A 19,830-nucleotide genomic window follows, 5' to 3' on the forward strand; every position below is an offset into this window, starting at 1 on the left:
GCCTTAATTTTATTGTCTAACTAATTGAAAAATAAACAATAAAGCTATTTGTTGGCTGTTTTGCCTGTTGTTAAGGATTTGCTGTAAATATTCAAGCTAAGCTACTGAGAAATAAGAATTTAACGTCTTGCGACGGCATGCTGCACGCATTGCTCGTAATAGGTCTGCTTGATCGCGGCAGGTTTCAATCGCGAACGGCTGTTGTAAGTCTGCTCGGTAATGCCGAACGCGGTCATGCGCATCCACGGCTTGGCGAACTTGCGCGCCTGTAACTTCTTGCGCGTGGCATACAGGGTTACCCCTGATAGCTTGGCCTGCTGGGCTTCTGCGGCGATCTGTGCGCCCCAGCCACAGGTCTGGCGATCGTTCTGGCTCAGCGTCCTGGCCTGCACGCCGAAGGCGGCCGTGGCCAGCAGGCAGCCGGCCATCGTTGCTAGAAGTACTCGCATGTTGCTGTCCTAAGCATCTGAAGGAGAAGGGAGTTTGCCTTCCCTTCAAACACCTGGGGGCCAGCAATTTGCCGTCAGGCAGTGGCCATTCGCAACCGCCCTGAGGCGGGGGCACGCAGGCTGGCCCAGGCAAGGCCTGCCACCCAGATGACCGATACGCCGTAGTTCAAGCGCTGGTACAAGCCGAACAGATGGCCACTTTCAACAGCCTGGCCCATCAGCGCGACGGTCACGATCGCCAGCACCACGGCCGCCAGGGAGAACAGGCTCAACGCTCGTGAGCCGGCCATCCGGTTGCCCAGCCAGGCCCACAGCGCACTGGCCAAGGTCAACGAAAGGAACATCAGTAAGCCCGAGAGGTTGTGCAACTGCTGCGACAGCGAAGGCTGTGCCGGTGCACACCCTTGGTCGCAGGGGAACCAGCCGGTGCCCAGGCTGCCCAGGCCATGCAGCAGCACCAGGGCCGCGCTGACCCGCGCCAGGGTCGATCCCTGCCAGCGACGGGCCAGGCCCCAGGCAAAGAGTGCGAACAACACGGCCAGTGGGAAGTTGTTGACCCGCGGTGACCAGTCCTGGGTAGCTGCACCCACGGCGCCGAGTTGGCTCATGGCCTGTTGTAGGTGGTCATAGCCGGGGTAGGCCTGGGCGGTCAGCCACACGCCGGCCAGCAGCCACAGGGGGATCAGCAGGCCAGTGGCGAGCAGAATGCGGTCGAGGAGTTTCATGCTGTCGTTTCCTTCCATGGATAAGTGAGCGCGAAGCCGCACGGTACAGACTTTCGCTGGCTTTGGGCCAGTGTGTGGCGCTGATTTTTCGCATCACGCGTGTCGCAGACGCAGTGTGAAATACCGCATTGGGTGTATGTGATCGTACAACTGCTTGCGCTATCATAGGCGCTGTCTTTCAAGGTGAAATACAGGGCATGACAGAGCAGCAGGTACAGGCAAGGACCCGGCGCAAGCCGCGCAGTCTGGCCCAGGAACTGGTCACGGTGCTGACCGAGCGAATTCGCAGCGGCCAGCTCAAGCGCGGCGACAAGCTGCCGACCGAATCGCAGATCATGGCGGAAGAGGGCGTTAGCCGCACGGTGGTGCGCGAGGCCATCTCGCGGCTGCAGGCCGCAGGCCAGGTCGAGACCCGCCATGGCATCGGCACTTTTGTGCTGGACGCGCCGGCCACGGGCGGTTTCCGCATCGACCCGGCAACCGTGGTGACCCTGCGCGAAGTGCTGGCGGTGCTGGAGTTGCGCATTGCCCTGGAGATCGAGTCGGCAGGGTTGGCGGCGCAGCGGCGCAGCGATGAACAGCTGGTTGGCATGCGCGCGGCGCTGGACGAGCTTAACGAAGGCGCGGCCCATGCGACCGATGCCGTGTCGGCGGACTTCCAGTTCCACTTGCGCATCGCCCAGGCCAGCGGCAACCACTACTTTGCCGACATCATCAACCACCTGGGTACCAGCATCATTCCACGTACCCGGCTCAATTCGGCACGCCTTGCCCATGATGACCAGGCGCACTACATGAGCCGGTTGATGCATGAGCACGAAGCGATCTACGAAGCGATTGCCCGGCAAGATAGCGAAGGGGCGAAGATGGCCATGCGCATGCACTTGAGTAACAGCCGCGAGCGGTTGCGTCACGCGCATGAAGAGGCGGAGGCTCAGGGGGTCTGAGCCCTCCTGTAGCCCAGGCCGGCCTCTTCGCGGGTAAACCCGCTCCCACAGGATCACTGCAGTACCTGAAATACGTGCCCCCCTGTAGGAGCCGGTTCACCCGCGAAGGGGCCGGTACAGTCAAAAGAAAAAGCCCCGACATGTGCGGGGCTTTTTTCATTCTAAAGACGATCAGATCGCCTCTTCACTCCACTGCCCATTCACCAAGCGACGCAGCCCCAGCGGGTTGCCATCGCGCAGCGCTTCAGGCAGCAGCGCCTGCGGGTAGTTCTGGTAGCACACCGGGCGCAGGAAACGGTCGATGGCCAAGGTGCCGACCGACGTGCCGCGTGCATCCGAGGTTGCCGGGTACGGCCCGCCATGCACCATGGCGTCGCACACTTCGACACCCGTCGGGTAGCCATTGACCAGGATCCGGCCGACCTTTTCTTCCAGCAGCGGCACCAGCCAGGCGAACGCTTCGAAATCCTCCGGCTCGCCGATCAGGGTCGCGGTCAGTTGGCCGCGCAGGCCGAGCAGTGCGGCGCGCAGTTGTTCGTTGTCCTGGGCTTCGACGGCCACAGTGGTCGGGCCAAACACTTCTTCTTGCAGCAACGGGTCGGCGTCGACCAGCAGGCGGGCGTCAGCCTTGAACAGCTGGGCGCGGGCCTGGTTGCCTTGCTGTGCCTGGCCGGCCAGGTGCTCGATGCCAGCGTGGGCGTGCAGGTGCTCCAGGCCGCCAACGTAGCTGCGCAGGCCGCCGGCGTTGAGCAGGGTCTGGCCAGCCTGTTGGTCGAGGTGCTGGCCCAAGTCGGCGAGCAACTGGCTGAATTGCGGCGATTGCAAGCCGATCACCAGGCCAGGGTTAGTGCAGAACTGGCCGGCACCCAGGCACACCGAGCCTGCCAGTTCGCGGGCGATGGCTTCGCCGCGTTTGGCCAGGGCACCGGGCAAGATGATCACCGGGTTGATGCTCGACATCTCGGCAAACACCGGGATCGGCTGTGGGCGTTCGGCGGCCATGCGGCACAGCGCATCGCCACCCTTGAGCGAGCCGGTAAAGCCGACGGCCTGGATCGCCGGGTGCTTGACCAGCCATTCGCCGACCCCGCCGCCGAAGACCATGTTGAACACGCCCTTGGGCATGCCGGTGCGCTCAGCGGCGCGCTGGATGGCACAACCGACCAGGTCGGCCGTGGCCATGTGGCCGCTGTGCGCCTTGAACACCACTGGGCAGCCCGCGGCGAGGGCGGCGGCGGTGTCGCCACCGGCAGTCGAGAAGGCCAGCGGGAAGTTGCTGGCACCGAACACGGCAACCGGGCCTACGCCAATGCGCATCTGGCGCAGGTCGACACGCGGCAGCGGTTGGCGCTCCGGCAGGGCCAGGTCGATGCGTGCCCCCAGGTAATCACCGCGGCGCAGGACTTGCGCGAACAGGCGCATCTGGCCACTGGTACGCCCGCGCTCGCCCTGGATACGCCCTGCAGGCAGGGCGGTTTCGCGGCAGACGATGGCGACGAAGGCATCGTCCAGCTCATCCAGTTCGGCGGCGATGGCATCGAGGAATTCGGCGCGGCGCGCCGGGGCCAGTTGGCGGAATTCGGCGAAGGCGGCAGCGGCGGCTTGGGCGGCTTGGTCCACTTCAGCCTCGGTGGCCTGGGCAAAGCTGTAGGGCAGGGCCTCGCCAGTGGTGGCGTCCAGGCTCTGCAGGCGTTGCGCGCCAGCGGCGCTGCGCTGGCCGGCGATGAAGTTGTGGCCGAGGATCTCAGGCATGGGGTGCTCCTTTGATGAAATAAAAAGCTGAAGGACGGCATGGCCCGCACACAGGGGCCATGCCAAACCGCTACATCAGGTAATCGGCGCCGGGTTGAACAGGGTGATGTCGTTGTGCAGCCGGTGTTGTTCGGCCCAGGTCTGCTTGCGGCCGCTGGCCACGTCCAGGTAGTAGTGGAACAGCTCCCAACCCAGTTCCTCGATGCTCGAGCGGCCTGTGGCGATGCGCCCGGCGTCGATGTCGATCAGGTCAGGCCAACGCTCGGCCAGCTCGGTGCGGGTACACACCTTGACCACGGGTGCCATGGCCAGGCCGTACGGCGTGCCGCGGCCGGTGGTGAAGACGTGCAGGTTCATGCCAGCTGCGAGCTGCAAGGTGCCGCAGACAAAGTCGCTGGCCGGGGTCGCGCAGAAGATCAGGCCTTTGCGGGCGACTCGCTCGCCAGGGCCGAGCACGCCCTGAATAGCGCCGCTGCCGGACTTCACGATCGAGCCCAAGGACTTTTCGACGATATTCGACAGGCCGCCTTTCTTGTTGCCCGGCGTGGTGTTGGCGCTGCGGTCGGCCGCACCTTGCTGCAGGTAGCGGTCGTACCAGTCCATCTCGCGCACCAGCGCCTCGGCCACGTCCTGGTTCTCGGCGCGGGAGGTCAGCATGTAGATGGCGTCACGCACTTCGGTCACTTCCGAGAACAGCACGGTCGCGCCGGCGCGTACCAGCAGGTCCGAGGCATAACCCAGCGCGGGGTTGGCAGTGATGCCGGAGAAGGCATCGCTGCCGCCGCACTGCATGCCCAGGATCAGCTCACTGGCGGGCACCGTTTCGCGACGGCGCTGGTCGAGCTTCTTCAGGCGGGTTTCAGCCAGCGCCATGATCTGTTCGATCATTTCGCCGAAGCCCAGGCTGGCGTCCTGCAGGCGATACAGCCACGGGTCGCTGAGGTCTACCGAGGGGTCGTTGTCGTGCATGACCTGGCCGGCCTGCAGCTTTTCACAGCCCAGGCTGATGACCAGCGCTTCGCCGCCAAGGTTAGGGTTGCGCGCCAGGTTGCGTACGGTGCGGATCGGGATGTAGGCATCGCGGGCGTTGATCGCCACGCCGCAGCCGTAGCTGTGGGTGATGGCGACCACGTCATCGACGTTGGGGTACAGCGGCAGCAACTCTTGGCGAATGCGCTTGACCGCATGCTCCAGCACACCGGTCACGCATTGCACGGTGGTGGTGATGCCGAGGATGTTGCGGGTGCCGACGGTGCCGTCGGCATTGCGGTAGCCCTCGAAAGTAAACCCCTCGAGTGGCGGCAAGGCGTCGGGGACGGCGTCGCAGCGCGGCAGGCTGTCCAGCGCTGGGGCTTCTGGCATGGCCAGCTGGCTTTCCTGCACCCAGCTGCCTTGGGGCAAGTCTTCAAGGGCGTAACCGATGATCTGCCCATAGCGGCGCACCGGCTCGCCTTTGGCGATCAGTACGGTGGCGACCTTGTGGCTCTGCGGCACGCCTTCGACCAGGGTCAGGCCGTCGGGAAAGCGGGCGCCTTCGCCCAGGCCGCCGTCGTTGACCACTACCACGACATTGTCGTCATCGTGCAGGCGGACGTAGCGGGGCGAGTCGGAATGTTCGATCAACTGCATGTTCGGGCCCTTCTTGTGATTGCTCAGGCTTTATACATCCGCCCGCGGCCGGCAGGTGCCGGGCGCGGGCGTGTTCACTCAGTGTCGGGCGCTTGCCAGGTCACCATTGGCGGTGACGTCGGCTTCAGCCTTTGGGGGTTCATGCAGCTCGATGCGCTTGATCGGGCCGACGATCACCAGGTAGCTGAACACCGCGACCAGGGCGTTGGCGCCTACATACACCAGGGCCCACTTGAACGAACCGGTGGCGCTGATGATGTAGCCGATGACGATGGGCGTGGTGATCGAGGCGATGTTGCCGAAGGTGTTGAACAGGCCGCCCGAAAGGCCGGCGATCTGCTTGGGCGAGGTGTCGGCGACCACAGCCCAGCCCAGTGCACCAATGCCTTTGCCGAAGAAGGCCAGGGTCATGAACCCGACCACCATCCATTCAGCGTCGACGTAGTTGCAGAAGACCATGGTGGTCGACAGCAACAGGCCGCAGACGATCGGCAGCTTGCGCGAGAAGGTCAGCGAATTGCCGCGGCGCAGCAGCCAGTCCGACAGCACCCCGCCCAGCACGCCACCGATGAAGCCGCAAATGGCCGGCAGCGAGGCAATGATGCCCGCCTTGAGGATGGTCATCCCACGCTCTTGCACCAGGTACACCGGGAACCACGTCAGGAAGAAGTAGGTGATGGCGTTGATGCAATACTGGCCCAGGTACACGCCCAGCAGCATGCGGCTGGTCAGCAACTGCTTGATGTAACCCCATTTTGGGCCGTCGTTGCCGCGTTTCTGGTCCATGTCCACCAGGCCGCCGTTCTGCTCGATGTGCTCGAGCTCGCTTTGGCTGATGCGCGGGTGTTGCTTGGGGTTGTAGATGGTCTTCATCCACACGAACGAGAACAGGATGCCAAGGCCGCCCATGACCACGAACACATGTTCCCAACCGAAGCTGAAGACAATCCAGCCCATGATCGGGGCAAACAGTGCGGTGGCGAAGTACTGGGCCGAGTTGAAGATGGCCGAGGCCGTGCCGCGTTCTGCGGTGGGGAACCAGGCCGCGACGATGCGGGCGTTGCCCGGGAACGACGGGGCTTCGGCAAAGCCAACCAGAAAACGCAGGGTGAACAGCGTCACGATTGCCCATGCCACCGGCAGGCCACCGACAAACCCTTGCAACAGGGTGAACAGCGACCAGGTGAAGATGCTGAAGGCGTAGACGTTCTTGGAGCCGAAACGGTCGAGCAGCCAGCCACCAGGGATCTGGCCGGCCACGTAAGCCCATCCAAAGGCAGAGAAGATATAACCGAGGGTGACGGCGTCAATGCCGAGGTCTTTCTGCAGGCTGGAGCCTGCGATTGCAATGGTAGCGCGGTCGGCATAGTTGATCGTGGTCACCAGAAACAGCATGAACAGGATCAGGTAGCGCACATGCGTCTTCTTAGTCGCTTGCATGCTGGTAATACTCCCACTAGTTATTTTTGTGCGGGCTCACGAGGTGTAACCGGAGTGGGGGCTTCCCACTCCGGGTGCGGCTGAGACAGGCCGCGGGGGTTCGCTTATTGCGGACCCATCTTGTCCATCAGGGCTGCGAGCATTTCGTATTCTTCAGCGGTCAGGTCGGTCAGCGGCGTGCGCACCGGGCCTGCGTCGTAACCGGCGATCTTGGCGCCCGCCTTGACGATGCTGACTGCGTAGCCGGCCTTGCGGTTACGGATGTCCAGGTACGGCAGGAAGAAGTCGTCGATCAGCTTGCCAACGGTGGCGTGGTCTTCGCGGGCAATGGCGTGGTAGAAGTCCATCGCGGTCTTTGGCACGAAGTTGAACACGGCCGACGAATAGACCGGTACACCCAAGGCCTTGTAGGCGGCAGCATACACCTCGGCGGTCGGCAGGCCACCCAGGTAGCTGAAACGATCGCCGAGGCGGCGGCGGATCGACACCATCAGCTCGATATCACCCAGGCCATCTTTGTAGCCGATCAGGTTCGGGCAACGCTCGGCGAGTTTTTCCAGCAGGTCGGCGTTCAAGCGGCAGACGTTACGGTTGTAGACCACTACACCGATCTTCACCGATTTGCACACGGCTTCGACGTGGGCGGCGACGCCGTCCTGGCTGGCTTCAGTCAGGTAGTGCGGCAGCAGCAGCAGGCCCTTGGCACCCAGGCGCTCGGCTTCTTGCGCGTATTCGATGGCCTGGCGGGTCGAGCCACCAACGCCGGCGAGGATCGGTACCGAAGTGGCGCAGGTGTCGACGGCAGTCTTGATCACCTGGCTGTATTCGCTAGCCGCCAGGGAGAAGAACTCACCGGTACCGCCGGCTGCGAACAGGGCGCTGGCGCCATAAGGGGCCAGCCATTCCAGGCGTTTGATGTAACCCGCCTGGTTGAAGTCGCCCTGGGCATTGAAGTCGGTGACCGGGAAAGACAGCAGGCCGTGGGAGAGGATGGATTTCAGTTCTTGTGGATTCATTGTTATAGGCATCCTGTGGCGCTTGGGTGAGGGTGTGTAGAAGCGATGGAGGTAAGTTATCGTACAACTTGTACGATGACTAGTCCCTCGATGCATTTTTTTTCCCTGGTGGGCTGAGGAAGGCGTGTTTCTGCAGGCGGCCCTTTCGCGAGTAAACCCGCTCCCACAGGGAAAGCGCAAACATTCAGCACCTAGAAAACCCCGTGGGAGCGGGCTTGCCCGCGAATGGGGCGTAGTAGGCGACAACCGCTCATGCATGAAGCCTGGCACGCAGGTTCATGGCAAACAGTCATCGTATCTCTTGAGGGGGAAGGAAAAAAAGATCGCGGAGACAGGCACAAGCCCGCCGCCCGCATCCACGGGAAGTGTTCTGGGACCAGCAGAGGGTGACCGGGGAAGCGGGGGCGGCCTTGCGCCGCCCCGCGATCAAAGCTAACGAAGCTTTGTGTCAGGCAGCCTGATGGTGCTTGACCTGGGACTTGCGAACCTGGGCGCGGCAAGCGTCGCCGAAGGCCTGGAAGATCTTGATCGAATCAGGGTTTTTCGCGGCTTGCCACTCGGGGTGCCACTGCACCGCGAACAGGAAGGGCGAAATGGTTGGGGCATGAATAGCCTCGACCAGGCCGTCTTCGGCGAGGGCAATCGGCTCGATGCCTTTACCCAAGTTGCGCAGGCCTTGGCCATGCAGCGAGTTCACGCGGATCTCGTCGCAGCCCAGGGTGTCACGCAGCCAGCTGCCTGGCTTGACCTTCACGGCATGCACTTGAGCGTACTGCACGTCGACCGGGTCTTCGGGGTTTTCGCGGTGGTCGTTGAAGCCTGGCTCGGCGTACACCTTCTGGTAGATGTCGCCACCCAGCGCCACGTTGATTTCCTGCATGCCACGGCAGATGCCGAAGATCGGCAGGCCACGCTTGAGGGCTGCCTTGACCAGCGGGATGTCGAACAGGTCGCGTGCCTTGTCCTGGCCCTTGCCGGGGGTTTCGTTTTCCTGGCCGTACAGGGCCGGGTCGATGTTGCTGCCAGCACCGGTCAGGTAGACGCCGTCGGCCATGTCCAGGTAGGTCTCGAGGTCTTCAGTGCCACAGCAGGTGGGCACCAGGACCGGGACGCAACCGGCGAAGTCGACCAGCGGAGTAATATATTTGTGGGTCATGACCTGATAGTCATGGCCTTTGCGCTCTTGGCTGCCCATGGTCATCAGGACGACGGGTTTGCGCAGGGAAGGTTGCTTGTTGCCAATGTTGCTGTTGGACATATGTCACCTTGGGACAGGTTCGACCTGTCGTTGTTGTGCAGGCGCACGGCCGGGCCTTGAGTGCGACCTGAAGCCCCGAGCACTGCCGGCTCGTCAGAGGCGACGATTCCGGTCGGGACTTGTTGCTAGCTTGCCAGAGCCGTTCGATATGTCAAACGACGGGTAGAGGCTTTAGAGGGGGGTATACGCCGATTTCAGGGGGGGTTAAACCGTTGCAGGCCTGTGGCGGCAAGGGTTTGGTAGGGGGTGAGGTCAATTATATTTAACGACGCAGTTGGTTCATTGCAGCGGTGCAATGAAGGCGGCGTATGCATTGGCACGCTGCCTGTAGGAGCAGCCTTGTGCTGCGAAGAGGCTAGTGGTAGCAGCGTAAATCTTCGTGTCTGCACTGGCCTCTTCGCAGCGCAAGGCTGCTCCTACACGGATTCAGTGCAGTATCTGCGCCAGGAACCCTTTGGCCCGCTCGGTTTTCGGCTGATTGAAGAATACCTGCGGCGGGCTGTCCTCGATGATCTGCCCACCTTCAAGGAACAGCACCCGCTCGGCCACCTGCCGGGCAAAGCCCATTTCATGGGTGACGCAGAGCATCGTCATGCCCGTGTCTGCCAATTTCACCAGCACATCCAGCACCTCGGCGACCATCTCTGGGTCCAGCGCCGAGGTCGGCTCGTCAAACAGCATGATGCGGGGTTTCATGCACAAGGCGCGGGCGATGGCCACGCGTTGCTGCTGGCCGCCGGACAGCTGGCTGGGGTATTTGTGCGCCTGGCTCTCGATGCCGACCTTGGCCAGGTACATGCGCGCGCGTTCCTCGGCGTCCTTGCGCGACAGCCCACGCACGCTGGTGGGGGCCAGCAGGCAGTTGTCGAGCACGCTCATGTGCGGGAACAGGTTGAAGTGCTGAAACACCATGCCGATCTCGCTGCGGATCTGCGCCGCCTGGCGCGTGGTGGCGGCCAGGTCGGTGCCATCCACCTGGACGCTGCCTTTTTCGGCCACTTCCAAGCGATTGATGCAGCGGATCAGCGTCGACTTGCCCGAACCGGACGGGCCGCACAGGACGATGCGTTCGCCTTCGCGGACCTGCAGGTCGATGTCGCGCAAGACATGAAACGCGCCATAGTGCTTGTTCAAACCCTCAATACGGATCAGTACCGGGCGCGGGTCGGGTTCTGGAGCAAGGCTGGCAAGGCTCAAAGGGGCGGTCATATTGTTGTTCTCCGCAGGGTTCAGTCGAAACGTGTCGCGCTGTAGGGCGCAGGGTCGGTGAATGGGCGCTCGCCGGTCAGCAGTTCTGCCAGCAGCCGGCCACTGACCGGGCCCAGGGTGAGGCCATGGTGTGCATGCCCGAAGTTGAACCACAGGCCTTTGTGCCGCGGCGCTGGGCCAATCACGGGGCGCATGTCTGGTAGGCACGGGCGCCGGCCCAGCCACGGCGCGTCATCAAGACGTTCGCCGAGTGCCGGGAATAACCGCCGGGCCAAGGCTTCACAGCGGCGCAGCTGGATTTCGTTGCCTGGTGCATCGCTGGCAGCAAACTCGATACCGGTGGTCAGGCGCACGCCCCGGGCCATGGGCGCCAACACATAGCCACCTTGGGTATCGCAGATCGAATGCTCGAGTTGCGCACCGTCACGGGTGGCGTAGTGCATGTGGTAGCCGCGCTTGATCGCCAGCGGAATCTGGTAGCCAAGGCCTTCATAGAGGTCTGCCGACTGTGGGCCGAGGCAGGCCACCACTTCGTCGGCGGTGACAGGGCCGCGACGGCTGTCGACCTGCCATTGCCCTTCGACCTGGCGCAGGCTGCGCGCATCGCCATGCAGGAACTGCCCGCCCCGTTGGACGAACAGTGCAGCATAGCCGCGGGTGAGGGCGCCGGGGTTGTTAACGGTCTTCGGGTCGAGCCAATGAATGCCACCCACGACAGTGCTGTCCAGCTGGTGTTCGCGTGCCTGCAGCTGCCCGCATTCGAGAATCTCGTACTGCAGGCCGTAACGGCTCAAGCCTTTGAGGTCCTCCTTGGCTTGCTTGAACAGGGCCGGGTCGCGGAACACCTCGATCCAGCCTTTGGCCTGTACCAGCCCTTCCAGGCCGGCGGCTTCGATCAGCGCGTCATGCTCTTCGACGCAGCGCTGCACCAGCGGCAGCATGTCGGCGGCGGCACCCGCCAGGCGCCCCGGCGCCGACTGGCGCCAGTAGCGCCACAGCCACGGTGCGGCTTTGGGCAAGTGCAGCAGGCTGTAGCGTACGTCGGGCTGGCGGTTCAGGCCGTAGCGCAGCAGCGCGCCCGCTTGCCGGGGGAAGGCATACGGAATCACGCTGGAGCGCTCGATCAGCCCGGCGTTGCCATGGCTGGTACCGCTGCCGGGTTCGTCGCGGTCGATCAGAATCACCTGGCGCCCGCGCGCCTGCAGGTGCAGTGCGGTGCTGACGCCGACAATGCCGGCGCCGAGGACGAGAGTCTGGCAATGCATGGAACGTATCCTTCGGTCAGTTCAGGTGGCGGCCCAGGCGGGCTTCCAGGTGTTTCAGGAGGCGCCGTACCAGCTCGACGATCACCAGGTAGAGCACGGCGGCCCACAGGTAGATCTGGAAGTCGAAACTGCGCGAGAACGCCAGTTTGGTCACGCCCATCAGGTCGTAGATGGTCACCAGCGAAGCAATCGCGCTGGCCTTGATCATCAGGATCAGTTCATTGCCCAGTGGGCCGATGGCCACCAGCAGCGACTGTGGCAGGATCACCTTGAAGAAGGTGGTCGAGCGGCTCAGGTTCAGTGCCCGCGCTGCCTCGTATTGCCCCGGCGCGACGGCCATCAGGCTGCCGCGGAAGATCTCGGCCTGGTAGGCGGCGGTGTTCAGGGTGAATGCCAGCAACGTGCAGAACCACGCTTCGCGGAAGAACCACCAGAGGCCGACGTCCTGCCAGAAACCTTTCAACGAGCCGAGGCCGTAGTAAAGGAGGAACAACTGCGCCAGCAGCGGCGAGCCGCGGAAGAAGTACACATAACCGGCCGACAGGCGCTGCAGCAACTGGCTGCGCGACAAGCGTGCCAGTGCCAGCAACAGGCCGAGCACGGCGCCCAGGGTGAATGAAATCGCCACCAGCTTGGCTGTCACCAGCAGCCCATCGACGAAGCGCGGGCCGTAGCGTTCCAGTAGGTCCGGGTCGAGGACGACTGCCAGCCATTGTTCGATATTCATGCCCGGGCTCCTTGCAGGTGACGGCTGCTGCGCCGTTCGATGAAGGCAAAGACCCGTCCCGAGACCGCCGAGAACAGCAGGTAACCCAGGCAGGCAACGCCATAGAAGAACATCGGCTCTTTGGTCACGCTGACGGCCAGGTTGGTCTGGCGCATCAGGTCGACCAGCGAGATGGTCGACACCAGCGAGGTGTCCTTGAGCAGCGACAACCAGTTGTTGGACAGGCCGGGCAGGGCGATGCGCGTCAGTTGTGGCAGCACCACCTTGAAGAAGCCTGTGCGCTTGCTCAGGCCCAGTGCCGAGCACGCTTCAAGTTGCCCTTTGGGCAGGGTCTTGAAGGCCGCCAGCCAGATTTCGCTGGAGAATGCGGCAAACACCAGGCTGAAGGCGATCATCGCGGCCAGGAAGGTGTTGATCAGGAATTCGCCTTGATAGCCCAGGGCGGCCAACACTTTTTGCGCGGCGATCTGGCAGCCGTAATAGATGATCAGCAAAGTCAGCAGTTCGGGCAGGCCGCGGAACACGGTAGAAAAGGTTGTGGCCCAGGCCCGTGGTAGGCGTTTGCGCGAGCGTGCGGCAAACGCTACGGCCAGGCCCAGCGGCAGGCCGATGGGCAGGCAGGCGAGGGCCAGCGAAACGGTGACCAGGGCGCCGGCCAGCAACGCCTGGCCCCAGCCTCCGCTGGCGAAGGACAGCAAGGACAATTGATCGAGCATGACAAACCCCTAAGGTGGGCAACGCGTTCTCTTGGTAGGAGCGGCCTTGTGTCGCGAAAGGGCTGCGGAGCAGCCCCAGGGTGTATGCCGCGGCACAGATTGCAGGGGCCGCTTTGCAGCCCTTTCGCAGCACAAGGCTGCTCCTACAGGATTGCGTCGTTTCCTGAAGATCAGTTGTAGATATCGAAGGCGAAATACTTGCTGGCGATCTTCTGGTAGGTACCGTTGGCAACGATCTGTTGCAGCGCGGTATTCAGGCGTTGGCGCAGCGCCTCGTCATCCTTGCGCACGGCAATGGCCGCGTCGGCCTTGGTGTCGGCCACGTCGCCGAGGATCTTGCAGCAGTCCTGGCCGTTCTTGGTCATCCACTCGTGCAGGGGGAACTTGTCGGCGATCACGCCATCCAGGCGGCCTGCGGCCAGGTCGGCGTTGGCTTCATCCATGGTCGGGTAGAGTTTCACGTCGGCACCGGCCTTGCCGTAGACGTCTTCGGCATAGATGGCTTGGGTCGACGAGGATTGGGCGCCCACGGTGTAGCCGACGAAGTTGTTCTGGGCGTCGGTGATCTTGCTGTCCTTGGCCACGGCCACGGTCAACGGGGTACGGTAGTAATGATCGGTGAAGGCGATTTTTTTGCGGCGCTCTTCGGTGTCGATCATCGACGCGACCACGGCGTCGTACTTGCGCGCCATCAGGGCCGGGATGATGCCTTCCCAGTCCTGGGCGACCAGGGTGCATTCGACTTTCATCTGTTCGCACAGGGCGTGGGTGATGTCGATGTCGAAGCCGTGCAGCTGGTTATCGGCGTCGACATAGTTGAAGGGCGGGTAGGCACCTTCGGTGGCGAAACGCAGGGTTTCAGCACTGGCGGCGCCCGCCAGCAGCAGGGCACACGCACCTACCATAGCCATGGTCTTGTTCATCTCGCACCTCTTGCACTCTTGCTATTGTTGTTTTCCCGCCGGCCACGAGGTGTAGCCGACGAATTCGTTATGTAGAGCGGCAGTCGCTTCCAAGCGTTTTTCAACATCCGGCCCGAGCTTCTTGCAGACCTCGTTGACCATCAGGTGCACCCACGACAGCATGGTCGCGGTGGATTCCCAGAACAGGTTGAACTCGGTGGGATGCGGAACACATCGTCAGCGTTGGCATCGGCCCAGTCACAGAAGGTATCGGTCACCAGGGTGACCGCAATGCCAGCCTCGCGCGCCTTCTGGCACAGCTGCAGGGCGTGGCGGGAATAACGACGCGCCTCGAACACCACCAGGGCGCTGTCTTCGGCGCGGCCCAGCAGCACCTCACCGAAGTGCCCGGCGCTGAGGTCGACCAGTTGCACGCCATCGCGCAGGTACTGCAGCAGGTGGCTCATGCACATGGCGACGCCGCGCTCGGTCTGAAAACCGGCGATGAACACCCGTGGTTTGCTTGCCAGGCGCTGCGCCACGCGGTGCCAGGGCTCGCTCTGGCGGTACTCGTGCACACGCACCAGGGCGGCGATTTCCAGCTCCAGGCTGCCGGCGTTGTCGCTGGCATCATGGTTCTGGCGGTAGTCTTGCAGGCGGTCACCGACCAGCCACGGGCCATCGCCCAGGTCATTCTGCAGGTCTTGCTTGAGCGCCTTGAGGTGGGCATAACCTAACGAGCGGCAGAAACGGCCGACACTGGATTCGCTGACACCCAGCTTGGCGGCGATGCTGGCCGAGGTCTGAAAGGGCAGTTCGTGCAGGTTGGCAAGCATGTAGCTGGCGATCGTGCGGCCTGAGGCAGCAGCCCCTTGCAGGCTGTTTTCCAGGCGTTGCTTGATCGGTTGGCTCATGCTGTTTCTCCGGGGGTGAGGCTTGCGATAGAAAATGAATGTTTTCTGTCATCAAGTCAATATTTGACAGATAGCTGTCACATGCAGGAAAGTTTTTGTCGTTGCAACGCTGTAGCCACTCTAATTCCAACAAAGGAGCTTCAGATGTCCGCACCTTCCACTGGCACTGCCGTGCGTGTGCCTTTTACCGAGCTGCAGAACCTGTTGCAGGCGATCCTCCAGCGTCATGGCTGCAGCGAAACCGTGGCCCAGGTGCTGGCCCACAACTGCGCCAGCGCCCAGCGCGATGGCGCTCACAGCCATGGCGTGTTCCGTATTCCGGGCTATGTCTCGACCTTGGCCAGTGGCTGGGTCGATGGCCAGGCCAGGCCGAAGGTCAGCGATGTGGCGGCTGGCTATGTGAGTGTCGATGCAGCGGGCGGATTTGCTCAGCCGGCGCTGGCGGCGGCCCGTGAGCTGTTGGTGGCCAAGGCACGCAACGCCGGCATCGCAGTGCTGGCGATCCACAACTCGCACCACTTCGCGGCGCTGTGGCCGGATGTAGAGCCGTTCGCCGAAGAGGGTCTGGTGGCCCTGAGTGTGGTCAACAGCATGACCTGCGTGGTGCCGCATGGCGCACGCAAACCGCTGTTTGGCACCAACCCCATCGCCTTTGCCGCGCCGTGTGCCGAACATGACCCGATCGTCTTCGACATGGCTACCAGCGCCATGGCCCATGGCGATGTGCAGATCGCTGCACGGGCCGGCCAGCAGTTGCCCGAGGGCATGGGCGTAGATGCCAACGGCCAGCCGACCACCGACCCCAAGGCCATTCTCGAAGGCGGCGCCTTGCTGCCGTTTGGCGGGCACAAGGGGTCGGCGTTGTCGATGATGGTCGAGCTGCTGGCGGCGGCGCTGACGGGCGGCCATTTCTCCTGGGAGTTCGACTGGTCCTCGCACCCTGGAGCCAAGACGCCCTGGACCGGGCAGTTGATTATCGTCATCGACCCGAGCAAGGCCGAAGGCGAGCGGTTTGCCCAGCGCAGCCGCGAGATGGTGGAGCAGATGCAGGCCGTGGGCCTGACGCGGATGCCCGGGGAGCGGCGTTACCGCGAGCGCGAGGTGGCCGAGGAAGAGGGCGTGGCATTGACCGAGCAGGAACTGCAGGGCCTCAAGGCATTAGTTGCCTGAACCGGCCTCTTCGCGGGTAAACCCGCTCCCCCAGGTTTTGCGCAGTATTCGAGACCTGCGGTGCACCTGTGGGAGCGGGTTTACCCGCGAAAGGGCCGTTACAGGCAGCACGAATCTAGGGCTGTGCAATCTTGCATAGACAACCTGCACAATCGGTGATGTTCCTGCACCGCGACTCCGGGTATCCTCAGGGCAGCCATTCCGAACTGTCCTGATCCAAGGAGCTGCACGCTGTGTTCAAACATGTCGATGCCTATGCCGGCGACCCGATCCTCTCGCTGATGGAAACCTTCAAGGCCGATCCCCGCGCCGACAAGGTCAACCTGAGTATCGGCCTGTACTACGATGAAGCCGGCGTGGTGCCACAACTGGCGGCGGTGGATGCCGTCGAAAAACGCATCGCAGGCGTTGCTCACGAAGCGTCGCTGTACCTGCCGATGGAAGGCCTGGCCAGCTACCGCCAAGCCATCCAGGCACTGCTGTTCGGTGCCGATCACCCGGCCGTGACCGGCGGCCGCGTGGCCACCGTGCAGACGGTGGGCGGTTCTGGCGCACTGAAAGTGGGTGCCGACTTCCTCAAGCGCTACTTCCCGCAGTCCGAAGTCTGGGTCAGCAACCCGACCTGGGACAACCACCGCGCCATCTTCGAAGGTGCCGGGTTCAAGGTGAATACCTACCCGTACTTCGACCAGGTCAGCCGTGGCGTCGACTTCGACGGCATGTTGGCAACCCTGCAGACCCTACCGGCCAACAGCGTCGTGCTACTGCACCCGTGCTGCCACAACCCGACCGGCGCCGACCTGGACCAGAACCAGTGGCAGCAGGTGGTGGAAGTGGTCAAGGCGCGTCAGCTGATCCCGTTCCTCGACATCGCCTACCAAGGCTTTGGTGAAGGCCTGGTGGAAGACGCCTACGCCATCCGTGAAATGGCCCGTGCCGGCGTGCCGTGCCTGGTCAGCAACTCGTTCTCGAAAATCTTCTCGCTGTACGGCGAGCGGGTAGGGGGCCTGTCGGTGGTCTGTGACGATGACGCCACCGCGCAGAGCGTGCTTGGCCAGCTCAAGGCTACCGTGCGCCGCAACTACTCCAGCCCACCCAACTTTGGTGCCCAGCTGGTCGCTGGCGTGTTGGGCGATACCGCGCTCAATGCCCAATGGGCGGCTGAAGTCGAAGTGATGCGTAAACGCATCCTGGACATGCGTCAGGCGTTGGTCGATGCGCTGGCCACGCTGCTGCCGGGCCAGGACTTCCAGTTCTTCCTGCGTCAGCGCGGCATGTTCAGCTACACCGGTTTCAGCGTCGAGCAGGTGCGTCGCCTGCGTGACGAGTTCGGCGTTTACCTGATCGACAGCGGCCGGGTGTGCATGTCCGGCCTGCGTCCGGCCAACCTGCAACGGGTTGCCGAGGCGTTCGCCGCCGTTCAGAAGTGATGTGATAGGGGCCGCTTCGCGCAACAGCTGTAGAAGCGGCCTTGCGCCGCTAATGGGGCGCGAAGCGGCCCCCCGGTTTCACCCAGTTGTCATGACAAGTGCAACCGTCCCTCGGACGGGGCTTCGCAACCGCCCACTTTCAGTGCACAATCGCGCCCCTCTTTTTTGGTTGGGGAGCGCGAAGCGTCTGGTTCGCCATTCCCAGCCCTGTTGCAGTCTTGCGAGTGGAGCTACACCCGGAATGAATGAGCAGGCCCCAAGCGTCGAACGGCGCTATGAAGAATCGACCCCGGCAGCCTTGGGCAGCTGGGCACGTCAAGACACCACCTGGATGCTGGGCCTGTTCGGCACCGCCATCGGCGCAGGGACTTTATTCCTGCCCATCAATGCTGGCCTCGGTGGCTTCTGGCCGCTAATCATCTTGGCCGTGCTGGCCTTCCCGATGACTTACTTCGCCCACCGTGGCCTGACCCGTTTCGTCCTCTCCGGGCGCAAGGGCGGGGACATCACCGAAGTGGTCGAAGAGCATTTCGGCATTACCGCCGGTGCATTGATCACCGTGCTGTACTTCTTCGCCATCTTCCCGATCCTGCTTATCTATAGCGTAGCGTTGACCAACACTGTCACCAGCTTCATGGAGCACCAGCTGCACATGACGCCGCCGCCGCGGGCGATCCTGTCGTTCGTGCTGATCCTGGGCCTGCTGGCCATTGTGCGCTGCGGTGAGCAGGCCACGGTCAAGGTCATGAGCCTGCTGGTCTACCCGTTCATCGTGGCCCTGGCGCTGCTGGGCCTGTACCTGGTACCGCACTGGACCGGTGGTATTCTGGACAGCGCCACCCAGCTGCCGTCGGGCTCGGCCTTCCTGCACACCGTGTGGCTGGCGATTCCGGTGATGGTGTTCTCGTTCAACCATTCGCCGATCATCTCGGCGTTCGCGGTCGACCAGAAGCGCCGTTACGGCGAGCATGCCGATGAGCGCAGCGGCCAGATCCTCGCCCGCGCCCACCTGCTGATGGTGGCCATGGTGCTGTTCTTCGTCTTCAGCTGCGTGCTAACCCTCAGCAGCGCCCAGTTGGCTGAAGCCAAGGCGCAGAACCTGTCGATCCTGTCGTACCTTGCTAACCACTTCAGCAACCCGACCATCGAGTTTGCCGCACCGCTGATTGCCTTCATTGCTATCGCCAAGTCGTTCCTGGGCCACTACATCGGTGCCAGTGAAGGCCTGAAAGGCATCATTGCCAAGACCGGCGCGCGCCCGGGCGCCAAAGCCCTGGACCGCGTGGTCGCTGCGCTGATGCTGGTGGTGTGCTGGATCGTCGCCACGCTCAACCCGAGCATTCTGGGCATGATCGAATCGCTGGGCGGCCCGATCATCGCGGTGCTGCTGTTCCTGATGCCGATGTACGCCATTCGCCGCGTGCCTTCGATGCGCAAGTACAGTGGGGCGATGTCCAACGTGTTCGTGGTCGCGGTTGGCGTGGTTGCGCTGACGTCGGTGGTTTACGGCTTGCTGAGCTGATCCACCGCCCGTGACAAGCAATGCCCAGGTCGCCTGTTGCGACCTGGGCATTTTTTTGTCCACAAGAATTGTCTGGCAATAAAACAATTTTTGCTTCACCCATAGGCACCCGGCCGCCTTCATGCTTAACTCGGTGTCCTTTTCAAACCCCGCATAAGGATTTCGTCCATGGCTCAAGTGACTCTCAAAGGCAACCCGGTTCAGGTCAAGGGCAACCTGCCGCAAGCCGGTGCTCAGGCGCCAGCCTTCTCGCTGGTGGGTGAAGGCCTGGCCGACAAGTCGCTGCAGGACTACGCCGGCAAGCGCAAGGTGCTGAACATCTTCCCGAGCGTCGACACCCCAACCTGTGCCACTTCGGTGCGCAAGTTCAATGCCCAGGCCAACGATGTAGCCAACACCGTGGTGCTGTGCATCTCCGCCGACCTGCCGTTCGCCCAGGCGCGCTTCTGCGGTGCCGAAGGCCTGGAGAACGTGAAGAACCTGTCGACCCTGCGTGGCGCCGAGTTCCTCGAGAACTACGGTGTGGCCATCGCCGACGGCCCGCTGGCTGGCCTGGCTGCACGTGCAGTGGTCGTGCTGGACGAAAACGACAACGTGCTGCACAGCGAGCTGGTCGGTGAAATCGCTGACGAGCCGAACTACGAGGCTGCGCTGGCTGTTTTGAAGTAAGGGAACTCCAGCCCCGCCCACCGCTCCAAGCAACACCCTGTAACGGCCCGGAACGATTTCCGGGCCGTTTTCGTTTAAAGTTCAGTGTTT

General features: G+C 62.9%; 17 protein-coding genes and 1 pseudogene. 5 read left to right on the forward strand and 13 right to left on the reverse strand.

Translation table 11 applies throughout. The features are described from left to right. Positions 1-119: 119 nt before the first annotated feature. Together LOY53_RS11010 and LOY53_RS11015 are read right to left on the reverse strand one after the other, a co-directional pair. On the reverse strand, positions 120-449 hold the full coding sequence (locus LOY53_RS11010) for a hypothetical protein (RefSeq protein WP_085274370.1): 330 nt from the start codon (positions 447-449) through the stop codon (positions 120-122). A 74-nt stretch (positions 450-523) separates the two neighbouring features. Next, positions 524-1,174 carry a DUF998 domain-containing protein gene (locus LOY53_RS11015; protein WP_252823751.1) on the reverse strand — a complete coding sequence of 217 codons (651 nt, stop codon included), beginning with the start codon at positions 1,172-1,174 and terminating at the stop codon, positions 524-526. Positions 1,175-1,371: 197 nt separating this feature from the next. On the opposite strand from LOY53_RS11015, the gene LOY53_RS11020 reads away from it, so the two are divergent. Further along, positions 1,372-2,121: a FadR/GntR family transcriptional regulator gene (locus LOY53_RS11020; RefSeq protein ID WP_252823752.1), complete on the forward strand. Its 750-nt coding sequence runs from the start codon at positions 1,372-1,374 to the stop codon at positions 2,119-2,121. A gap of 171 nt (positions 2,122-2,292) precedes the next feature. On the opposite strand, the gene LOY53_RS11025 is transcribed toward LOY53_RS11020, so the two are convergent. The 11 genes and pseudogenes from LOY53_RS11025 to LOY53_RS11075 form a co-directional block, all read right to left on the reverse strand. Continuing rightward, complete coding sequence (locus LOY53_RS11025; RefSeq protein WP_258704005.1) at positions 2,293-3,873, reverse strand: aldehyde dehydrogenase (NADP(+)); 1,581 nt, start codon at positions 3,871-3,873, stop codon at positions 2,293-2,295. A 75-nt stretch (positions 3,874-3,948) separates the two neighbouring features. Then, positions 3,949-5,502: a galactarate dehydratase gene (garD, locus tag LOY53_RS11030; RefSeq protein ID WP_186680280.1), complete on the reverse strand. Its 1,554-nt coding sequence runs from the start codon at positions 5,500-5,502 to the stop codon at positions 3,949-3,951. Between the two features lie 78 nt (positions 5,503-5,580). After that, positions 5,581-6,942: an MFS transporter gene (locus tag LOY53_RS11035; RefSeq protein WP_027593607.1), complete on the reverse strand. Its 1,362-nt coding sequence runs from the start codon at positions 6,940-6,942 to the stop codon at positions 5,581-5,583. A gap of 104 nt (positions 6,943-7,046) precedes the next feature. Then, positions 7,047-7,958 carry a 5-dehydro-4-deoxyglucarate dehydratase gene (kdgD, locus tag LOY53_RS11040; RefSeq protein WP_027593606.1) on the reverse strand — a complete coding sequence of 304 codons (912 nt, stop codon included), beginning with the start codon at positions 7,956-7,958 and terminating at the stop codon, positions 7,047-7,049. A gap of 448 nt (positions 7,959-8,406) precedes the next feature. Next, positions 8,407-9,216 carry a gamma-glutamyl-gamma-aminobutyrate hydrolase family protein gene (locus tag LOY53_RS11045; protein ID WP_252823756.1) on the reverse strand — a complete coding sequence of 270 codons (810 nt, stop codon included), beginning with the start codon at positions 9,214-9,216 and terminating at the stop codon, positions 8,407-8,409. A 426-nt stretch (positions 9,217-9,642) separates the two neighbouring features. Beyond that, on the reverse strand, positions 9,643-10,425 hold the full coding sequence (locus LOY53_RS11050; protein WP_276534034.1) for an amino acid ABC transporter ATP-binding protein: 783 nt from the start codon (positions 10,423-10,425) through the stop codon (positions 9,643-9,645). A 20-nt stretch (positions 10,426-10,445) separates the two neighbouring features. After that, positions 10,446-11,690, reverse strand: coding sequence for an FAD-binding oxidoreductase (locus LOY53_RS11055; protein WP_258704006.1), 1,245 nt, complete (start codon positions 11,688-11,690; stop codon positions 10,446-10,448). A 16-nt stretch (positions 11,691-11,706) separates the two neighbouring features. Further along, complete coding sequence (locus LOY53_RS11060) at positions 11,707-12,417, reverse strand: ABC transporter permease (protein WP_258704007.1); 711 nt, start codon at positions 12,415-12,417, stop codon at positions 11,707-11,709. After that, positions 12,414-13,133, reverse strand: a complete 720-nt coding sequence (locus LOY53_RS11065) for an ABC transporter permease (RefSeq protein WP_027593601.1) — start codon at positions 13,131-13,133, stop codon at positions 12,414-12,416. The genes LOY53_RS11060 and LOY53_RS11065 overlap by 4 nt, the downstream gene beginning before the upstream one ends. Positions 13,134-13,303: 170 nt before the next feature. Further along, complete coding sequence (locus LOY53_RS11070; RefSeq protein WP_099429094.1) at positions 13,304-14,056, reverse strand: transporter substrate-binding domain-containing protein; 753 nt, start codon at positions 14,054-14,056, stop codon at positions 13,304-13,306. Positions 14,057-14,077: 21 nt separating this feature from the next. Next, positions 14,078-14,949 (reverse strand): annotated as a pseudogene (locus LOY53_RS11075) (MurR/RpiR family transcriptional regulator). A gap of 144 nt (positions 14,950-15,093) precedes the next feature. Between LOY53_RS11075 and LOY53_RS11080 the strand changes: the two are divergent. The 4 genes from LOY53_RS11080 to tpx all read left to right on the forward strand — a co-directional run bounded on the left by LOY53_RS11080 (position 15,094) and on the right by tpx (position 19,740). Further along, complete coding sequence (locus LOY53_RS11080; protein ID WP_258704008.1) at positions 15,094-16,119, forward strand: Ldh family oxidoreductase; 1,026 nt, start codon at positions 15,094-15,096, stop codon at positions 16,117-16,119. A 233-nt stretch (positions 16,120-16,352) separates the two neighbouring features. Continuing rightward, positions 16,353-17,549 carry an amino acid aminotransferase gene (locus LOY53_RS11085; RefSeq protein ID WP_099454418.1) on the forward strand — a complete coding sequence of 399 codons (1,197 nt, stop codon included), beginning with the start codon at positions 16,353-16,355 and terminating at the stop codon, positions 17,547-17,549. A gap of 241 nt (positions 17,550-17,790) precedes the next feature. Beyond that, complete coding sequence (locus LOY53_RS11090; RefSeq protein WP_027593596.1) at positions 17,791-19,071, forward strand: serine/threonine transporter; 1,281 nt, start codon at positions 17,791-17,793, stop codon at positions 19,069-19,071. A 168-nt stretch (positions 19,072-19,239) separates the two neighbouring features. After that, complete coding sequence (tpx, locus tag LOY53_RS11095) at positions 19,240-19,740, forward strand: thiol peroxidase (RefSeq protein ID WP_252823768.1); 501 nt, start codon at positions 19,240-19,242, stop codon at positions 19,738-19,740. The last annotated feature ends 90 nt before the right edge of the window (positions 19,741-19,830 follow it).

Origin of the sequence: Pseudomonas sp. B21-031 (assembly GCF_024748985.1) — a bacterium.
GTDB lineage: Bacteria > Pseudomonadota > Gammaproteobacteria > Pseudomonadales > Pseudomonadaceae > Aquipseudomonas > Aquipseudomonas kermanshahensis.